This window comes from Marinobacter sp. ES-1, from assembly GCF_000475255.1.
In the GTDB taxonomy this organism is placed as follows: Bacteria; Pseudomonadota; Gammaproteobacteria; order Pseudomonadales; family Oleiphilaceae; genus Marinobacter; species Marinobacter vinifirmus.
On sequence record NZ_AXBV01000025.1, the window covers coordinates 72688 to 80599 of the forward strand.

The window sequence follows — 7912 nt, forward strand, 5'->3', positions numbered from 1 at the left end:
GGGAAGCTGCGCTCAAGCCCCCACGGAAGGGTTCACGGCGTCTCCCGGAAGGCGGTACCCACGACAGTGGCCGTCTTGTCAGAACAAAGGTTGGCGGATTCAGCCAAGAATAAGTCAAAAATGACAATTCCAACAACTACAGAGGATGTGAGAGGCTAGACGCAATAAACAGGAGACCCAGAATGACCGACACCCTGATCGACCGCCGCGACCTCGCCTTTCAGCTTTACGAAGTCATGGACACCGAAGCCCTCACCCAGCGCGAGCACTTCAGCGAACACAGCAAAGACACCTTCGACGCCGTCATCGAAACCGCTGACAAAATGGCGAAAGAAAAATTCGCCAACCACAACAGCGCGGCAGACAAAGACGAACCCAGATTCGTCAACGGCCAGGTAGAAATGCTTCCGGACGTCAAACAGGCCTTCGACGCCTACGCCGAAGCCGGATTCCTCGCCGGCCGCTACGATTACGACCTCGGCGGCATGCAACTGCCGGAATCTGTCATGGCCGCCTGCAACGGGTTCTTCACCGCCGCCAACCCCGGCACCGCAGGCTATCCGTTCCTGACCACCGCTGCCGCTAACCTCATCCGCGTGTTCGGCAACGACGAACAGAAAGCCAAATTCCTGCCCAACATGCTCAGCGGCCGCTACAGCGGAACCATGGCCCTGACCGAGCCCCACGCCGGCTCCAGCCTGGCGGACATCCGTACCTCCGCCACGCCCACCGACGACGGCCACTACCTGATCAAAGGTGCCAAAATCTACATCTCCGGTGGCGAGCAGAGCATCACCGAAAACATCGTTCACATGGTGTTGGCCAAGATCAAAGGCGCCCCGGCCGGTGTGAAAGGCATTTCCCTGTTCATCGTCCCGAAATTCCACGTGGACGAGAAAGGCAACCCGGGCGAACGTAACGGCGTCAGCCTCGCCGGTCTGATCCACAAACTCGGCTATCGCGGCACCACCAGCACCGCCCTCAGCTTCGGCGACGACGCACCCTGCCACGGTTACCTGGTGGGCCAACCCCATCAGGGTCTGAAATACATGTTCCAGATGATGAACGAAGCCCGCATCGGCGTCGGTTTCGGCGCAGCGGTGATCGGCTACCGCGGCTACATGCACAGCCTGGAATACGCCAAAGACCGCCTGCAGGGCCGCAAAGCCAGCGAAAAGAACCCCGAAAGCCCTCAAGTACCCATCATCGACCACGCTGATGTGCGCCGCATGCTGCTGGCCCAGAAAGCCTACAGCGAAGGCGGCCTGGCCCTGTGCCTGTATGGCGCCCGCCTGATGGACGACCAGCACACCCACCCGGATGAACAAAAGCGGATGGAAGCCGGCAAACTGCTGGATTTGCTCACCCCGGTGATCAAAGCCTGGCCTTCCGAGTTTGGCCCAAAAGCCAACGACCTGGCGATCCAGGTTTATGGTGGCGCTGGCTACACCCGCGAATACCCGGTGGAACAGTGCTGGCGGGACAACCGCCTGAACCCCATCCACGAAGGCACCAACGGCATCCAGGCCCTGGACCTGCTGGGTCGCAAAATCTGGCAAGACCAAAGTCACGGCCTGCAACTGCTGATGCAGGAAATGCAGGTAGACCTGCAGGCGGCCACCACCGACCGCTGCCAGCAGTGGGCATTGTCTCTGAGTGAAACACTGCAGCAGGCCGTGAAAGTCACCCAGAGCCTGGGCAAATCCCTGATGGGTGGCGAAGTCGACAAAACCCTGGCCAACGCCAGCTGCTACCTGCACCTGTTCGGTCACATCATCGTAGCCTGGATGTGGTTGCGGCAGGCTAATGCGGCTGCCAATGCGCTGGCGTCTGCCAATAGCGACAGCGAGCGCAACTTCTACCAGGGCAAGCTCCAGGCCGCCCAGTACTTCTTCCACTGGGAATTGCCGACGGTGGCGCAGGATCTGGTGTTACTGCGGAATCAGGATGATACGTGTCTGAATATGAAGGCCGATTGGTTCTAGCTCTGGAGTCTTGGTTCTGTTCGTAGCCTGCTCGTTTTGGGGGGTTGTGTGAGCGGCTGGGCGCCCTTTCAGGGACACGCTACGAGCACTTCCCTGTGCGCTCGACTGTGGCCATCCATGGCCACAGACGGTCCCTGAAAGGGCGCCCAGCCGCTCACACCCGAGCAACGGTGGGGTCGCAGGCTAGAGATGCAAGTTTCAGCAAAACCTGAGTTCTATTTCTGAATCTGTGGCCTGGTATATCGCAAAAGTATGACGCGCGGGCGACGGGGAGGGCTTTTCAGGACCGTTGAGGGCCATGGACGGCCCGAAACGAGCCTACAGGGACGTACTCGTGGGCGTGTCCTGAAAAGCCCTCCCCGTTGACCGCGCAGCCACCAAAACACCCAGGCTAGGTACCCAAAGTCGAGGAAAACGCCAATGTCACTCGTAAACATAGAAAAACAAGGCCACATCCTGAAAATAGGCCTGAACCGCCCGGAAAAAATGAACGCGATGAACCGGGCCATGTACCACGAAATCGCTGCCGCCTATTACCAGCTCCAGAACGACCCGGAACTGCGTGTGGCCGTCATGTACGCCGAAGGTGACCACTTCACCAGCGGCCTGCAACTGGACGACTGGGCCGGCGTATTCGCTAACGGTAAGGGTATCGAACCCGGCGAAGGTGAACTTGATCCGTTCCATATCACAGGCGAGGGACTTACCAAGCCGGTAGTCTTCGCGGCTCAGGGCATCTGCTTCACCTGTGGCGTTGAAATGATGCTCAACACCGACGTCCGCGTGGCCGCCAAAGGCACCCGCTTCGCCCAGCTGGAAGTCAAACGCGGCATCTTCGCCTGCGGCGGCGCTACCATCCGTCTGCAAAGGGAAATCGGCTGGGGCAACGCCCAGCGTTACCTGCTCACCGGCGATGAATGGACGGCCGAACAGGCCTATCAATGGGGCCTGATTCAGGAGCTGGTTGAACCGGGAGAGCAGTTCAACAAAGCCATGGAAATCGCCGAGAAGATCGCCAAAGCCGCACCTTTGGGCGTTCAGGGGAGCCTGAAGTCGTCCAAGATTGCCGTGTCCGAAGGCCAGGAAGCGGCCAAGGAACGTCTGTTCCCGGAGCTGCGTCCGGTCATGGCCAGTGAGGATGTAAAAGAAGGTATCCAGTCGTTCCTGGAAAGACGGGAAGCAGTGTTCAAAGGCAAGTAGCGGGATTGCCCAGTTGATGGCGATTTCGTCCCTAGCGAATCGTCAAATCAACGACTATCCCACGGAAGCGCAAGCGGCGGGCTGGGGCCACCCTTCCGGGAGTGTGCGCAGCAGGGATGCTGCGCTCAAGCCCCCATGGATGGGTTCACGGCGTCTCCCGGAAGGGTGGCCCCAACCCGACGCCGGCTCCCAACCAACAGGCTAGGGCCGGCAATCAAGCCACGAACTCAGGCAGCCTCAGACTCAGAAGAAGCGCCAGCCCGCCGAGCCGCAGCCTCAGCCGCCACCTTCGCAGCGTAGTCAGCATACCGGGCCATCAACTCCTCCTTACGATCCGGATCCCAGTTGATCTTCGACAGATCCCCCTCGTAGTGATCAATCACCCGCTTATCCATCGTCTCGTACCACCACTGTGGCAGGTAAGCCGGCAACAACATCGACGCATAACCACCCGGCAACTGCGGCGCCTTCTCGAAATGCCTCAGGGCCTGATAACTCCGGGTTGGATGGGCGTGATGGTCAGAATGCCGCTGTAACTGATACAGGAACAGGTTGGTCACAATGTGATTGCTGTTCCAGCTGTGTTCCGGCTTCGTGCGCTCATACTTGCCATTCTTGTCCTTCTGCCGCAACAGACCATAGTGCTCGATGTAGTTCACGCTCTCCAGCAGACTCGCGCCATAAACCGCCTGCGCCGCCAGGAAAGGTACCGCCCTCGGGCCGCACACCAGCGTGGTGGCGCCAAAGAACCCAGCGGTCATCGCCCAGCCCTGTAGCAGTTCGTTATCAAGACTCCAGAAGCTCTTACCCTTGCGTTCCAGCCGAGCCTTTTCGATCTTGACCGACGACTTAATGCCTCCGAACACGGTTCGGGGCAGGAACTTCCAGAAACTCTCGCCCATTCGGCTGCTGGCGGGGTCCTCAGGTGTGGCTACCCGCTTGTGATGACCAAAATTATGTTCAACCACAAAGTGGGTGTAGGCGGTGGGAGCCAAGGCGGCCATGGCCATCAGTTTGTTTAGTTTATTGGACTTATGGCCCAGTTCATGGGCGGTGTTGATGCCTACCCCGTTGATGGCGCCTACGGTCAGGGTCAGGCCGATCTTGTCCTCAAGTGGTGTGTTTTTCCGGCTGGCCAGCCAGGCGCCCATGAAGGTCATGGCGTACTGGGTGGGGATAAACGCCTTCACAATACGGTCGTAATACTTGTCCTGCTCCAGGGTCTTTACCGCCGATTCAGGAGGATTGCTCTTGTCTTCACCAATCGCCCGGTCCAGTGCCGGAATAATGCCGTGCACCAGTGCCGGCCCGGTCCAGGCCAGAGCCTTCAGTCGTTTCGGGGCCAGGGCATAGCCAGTCAGAGCGGCAAGGCCAATGCCTGGAAGCGCAGGCCCCAACAGCCACATGTAGCGCTTGGGATCTTTCCAGGTCTCGGTCTTGGTGGCGGTGTCTTTTGAATCCGGTGCCCCGGTTTTCCGGGGCGCGGCGACCTGGTGCGTGTCGAGCGAGGGTTTCACTTTGGCGTTCATATGGGCTCTCCGTGGAACTCGTTGTGTTTGTTTGCTCAATTTATGTCGGACAATCTGGCAATACAACAAGTAAGGGAGTCTGGTTAAGCGAACTGGCCTCTAATGACAATTCGGCTCCAGCTGGCGAATCCAGAGCTTGTGGTCCAGACTTCTGGAAACAAAAAAAACAGGGAAGCGTCGAATGAGTGCCACCAATCCATCTCCGGCTACTATGTCCTGGACGTTGCAACAACGGCTTCAGGAATACGCGCGCGCCATGAAACTGGCGGAAATCATCTATCAGGACCCGAATGGACAGGTCTGCGTGGTTCACGGCGTTATCCGGGAAGTGCTTAGCCGGGCCGGGCGGGATTTCGTGGTGCTGGGAAAAGGACAGGTGGTCTCAGCGGACCACATCATCATGATCGACGGTGAGCGGTTAACGAAAGGGTAATCGCCCGGTAATTGCTATTGACCGCGGGCTGCCTCTACTCTGTTGGCGTTGTACACATATACCGACAGAGGGACATGTTATGAACAAGTTTACCTTGAGCGCACTCGCACTGGTTGCCACGCTTGGACTTTCTGCCTGCAGCTCCGAGAGCGATGAAGGCGCGGATTTTGAAGAAGCGGGTGAAAATGCCGAGGAAATGATGGACGACGCCGCTAACGCCACCGAAGAAACCTGGGAAGAAGCCACGGGTCAGGATGAAGGCGTGATTGGTGAAATGCAGGAAGGTGCCGAAAACGCCGGCGACGAGATTGAAGAAGCCGCGGATGAAGCGGGTGACTCCATGGAAGAAGCAGCGGACTCCATGGAAGAAGGCTACGACGAAATGACTCAGTGATCAGCTGAGTTGCATCGCGCGGTTGCGGGGCCTTTTGGCCCCGTTTCTGTTTCTGCCTCGCCGGTTGTCATCGAACGTTCAACATTCTGACTTAAATCTGTTTACGTCCTGTCACATTACTTGCCGACACTTGCCTCTCGAAATAAAGGACTTGTCCACCAATCCGAGAGAGGCAAACCATGGCCAAGCACGATCTTGATCCCAATTACCTGGACCCGAACTACGAGCCAGTCGTAAATCATTCCGAAAACACCCCGTTCCATCAGGTACTGTCTGCCAGAATGCAGCGTCGTACCGTCATGAAAGGTAGCGTAGGCGCCGCTCTGGCCAGCGTTATGGGGTTGGGGCTTGCCGGTTGTGGCAGTGACAGTGATAGTGACAACGATGGCGGTACTACCGGTGGAAACACATCCAGCACTGAACTGGGTTTCAAGGCTGTCCCTACTTCAACCGCGAATCAGGTAGTTGTTCCCGAGGGATACTCCTCTGAAGCGTTTCTTCCCTGGGGCACGCCAATTACCGGGTCTTACCCGGCCTATAAGCCGGATGGCACCAATACCGGAGAAGAGCAAGAGCAGCAAATGGGCATGCATCATGACGGCGTGCACTTTTTCCCGATTGATCTGAAAGCCGGTGGCAACAGCTCCAGCGAAGGTCTGTTGGTGATGAACCATGAGTACATCAATCAAGACGCTTTGCATGCCAACGGGGCTACCTACATCAACGGTATGCGTCCGGCCGATGAAGTGCGCAAGGAAATCGCCGCGCACGGTGTGTCTGTGGTTCATATCAAGCGCGACAACAACGGCGCGTGGGATATTGTTTTCGGGAGTCCGTTTAATCGCCGGGTTACGGGTAATACCGAAATGGATATCCGTGGTCCGGTGCGTGGTTACGACAAACTGGTCACCAAATACAGTCCGGATGCAACGGAAGCCCGCGGTACTCTGAACAACTGCGCGATGGGCCCGACGCCGTGGGGAACTTACCTTGCGGCTGAGGAAAACTGGCACGGGTACTTCGCTAATAGCGATGCAACGCAGCCCCGGGAGCAGACCCGCCATGGCGTCGGCGATTCAAGCCGCTACGACTGGGAGTTGGCTGACAGCGGTGCGGATCAATACGTGCGCTTTGATGTTACCCCGACGGGTGCGTCGGCGGCGGATGATTACCGGAATGAGGCCAATACCTACGGTTTCATGGTGGAAATTGATCCGTTTACTCCAGAGAGCAAACCACAGAAGCGAACCGCGCTGGGCCGCTTTGGTCACGAGGGTGTGATTTTTGCGCCGGTTAAGGAAGGTGAGCCGGTCGTATGTTATTCCGGTGATGATTCCCGTTTCGAGTACATCTACAAATTTGTCTCCTCAAAGCCCTATTACGCTGCAACGGCCGGTGGCTACCTCCTGGACGAGGGCATACTCTACGTGGCACGCTTTAATGACGATGGCTCGGGCGACTGGCTGGCGCTGGATCTGAACGATGCGGATTTTGCTGCTAAAGTGGCTGCGGCCCAGGGCGAAATGGTTGGCAACGTTCAGTTTGACGGTTTTGAGAATCAGGCTGATGTTTTGTTGAACACTCGCCTGGCTGCCGACATCGCAGGTGCGACCCCGATGGATCGCCCGGAGTGGGGGGCAGTAGATCCGAATTCCGGTCAGGTTTACTTTACGCTGACCAATAACTCCCGCCGGACGGAGGAGCAGGTAAACGCGGCAAATCCGAATGCCAACAACCGCACCGGTCATATTATTCGCTGGAGCGAAGACGGCAACGATCACACTGCGACCAGCTTCGACTGGGATATCTTCGTGTTTGCCGGTGAGCAGGGCACGGAAACCGTGGTTGACGACCAGGTTATCGTATCTCTGACTGATGACAACATCTTCAACAGTCCGGATGGCCTCTGGTTCGATTATAACGGTCGCCTCTGGATTCAGACCGATGGCTCCGATGCAGCACCTTATCAGAACAACATGATGCTGGCGGCTAACCCGGAAACCCGCGAGATCAAGCGTTTCTTCGTTGGGCCGGTTGGCTGTGAGGTTACAGGCGTTGTCTCCACACCGGATGTGAAGACCATGTTCGTCAATATCCAGCACCCGGAAGCAAACTGGCCGGATGCCAACGATCCGCGTCCGCGTGATGCAACGGTTATCGTTACCCGCGATGATAGCGGCGTTATCGGTGCCTGATCAGCCATAACGGTTGTCAGGCTCTGCCAAAAAGCCCGGGCGGACTCGTTCCGCCCGGGCTTTTCTCTTCTGTATTTCAGATTTCCTTCCAGATGCCGATAAACCCCTTGGGCACTGCAATAGTGGTATCTTTAATCCACTAAAGTAGCAGTTATTACTAAGGAGTTCAAAAGTAA

General features: G+C 57.4%; 6 protein-coding genes. 5 read left to right on the forward strand and 1 reads right to left on the reverse strand.

Annotation, left to right across the window (positions count from 1 at the left end):
- The first annotated feature begins 182 nt into the window (after positions 1 to 182).
- Entirely contained in the window at positions 183 to 1985 is a 1803-nt protein-coding gene (locus Q668_RS02280) for an acyl-CoA dehydrogenase (RefSeq protein WP_022987976.1), read from the forward strand.
- Between the two features lie 420 nt (positions 1986 to 2405).
- A complete protein-coding gene (locus tag Q668_RS02285) occupies positions 2406 to 3185 on the forward strand; it encodes a crotonase/enoyl-CoA hydratase family protein (RefSeq protein ID WP_022987977.1) in 780 nt (259 codons plus the stop codon).
- A gap of 227 nt (positions 3186 to 3412) precedes the next feature.
- Here Q668_RS02285 and Q668_RS02290 read toward each other — a convergent pair whose 3' ends face one another.
- Positions 3413 to 4714, reverse strand: a complete 1302-nt coding sequence (locus Q668_RS02290) for an alkane 1-monooxygenase (RefSeq protein WP_022987978.1) — start codon at positions 4712 to 4714, stop codon at positions 3413 to 3415.
- 181 nt (positions 4715 to 4895) lie between these two features.
- Between Q668_RS02290 and Q668_RS02295 the strand changes: the two genes are divergently transcribed.
- From Q668_RS02295 to Q668_RS02305, 3 genes are all read left to right on the forward strand, one after another.
- Positions 4896 to 5147 (forward strand): hypothetical protein, encoded by a 252-nt coding sequence (locus Q668_RS02295; protein ID WP_022987979.1) that lies wholly within the window; start codon positions 4896 to 4898, stop codon positions 5145 to 5147.
- 79 nt (positions 5148 to 5226) lie between these two features.
- On the forward strand, positions 5227 to 5541 hold the full coding sequence (locus Q668_RS02300; protein WP_011786285.1) for a hypothetical protein: 315 nt from the start codon (positions 5227 to 5229) through the stop codon (positions 5539 to 5541).
- A gap of 179 nt (positions 5542 to 5720) precedes the next feature.
- The gene (locus tag Q668_RS02305) at positions 5721 to 7736 is read left to right on the forward strand and encodes a PhoX family protein (RefSeq protein ID WP_022987980.1); all 2016 of its coding nucleotides are present in this window, start codon (positions 5721 to 5723) and stop codon (positions 7734 to 7736) included.
- Positions 7737 to 7912: the final 176 nt, after the last annotated feature.

Coding starts and splice junctions, on each gene's coding strand:
- Q668_RS02285 (WP_022987977.1), top strand. CDS start 2,406: ATGTCACTCGTAAACATAGAAAAACAAGGCCACATCCTGAAAATAGGC.
- Q668_RS02295 (WP_022987979.1), top strand. CDS start 4,896: ATGAGTGCCACCAATCCATCTCCGGCTACTATGTCCTGGACGTTGCAA.
- Q668_RS02290 (WP_022987978.1), bottom strand. CDS start 4,714: ATGAACGCCAAAGTGAAACCCTCGCTCGACACGCACCAGGTCGCCGCG.
- Q668_RS02305 (WP_022987980.1), top strand. CDS start 5,721: ATGGCCAAGCACGATCTTGATCCCAATTACCTGGACCCGAACTACGAG.
- Q668_RS02300 (WP_011786285.1), top strand. CDS start 5,227: ATGAACAAGTTTACCTTGAGCGCACTCGCACTGGTTGCCACGCTTGGA.
- Q668_RS02280 (WP_022987976.1), top strand. CDS start 183: ATGACCGACACCCTGATCGACCGCCGCGACCTCGCCTTTCAGCTTTAC.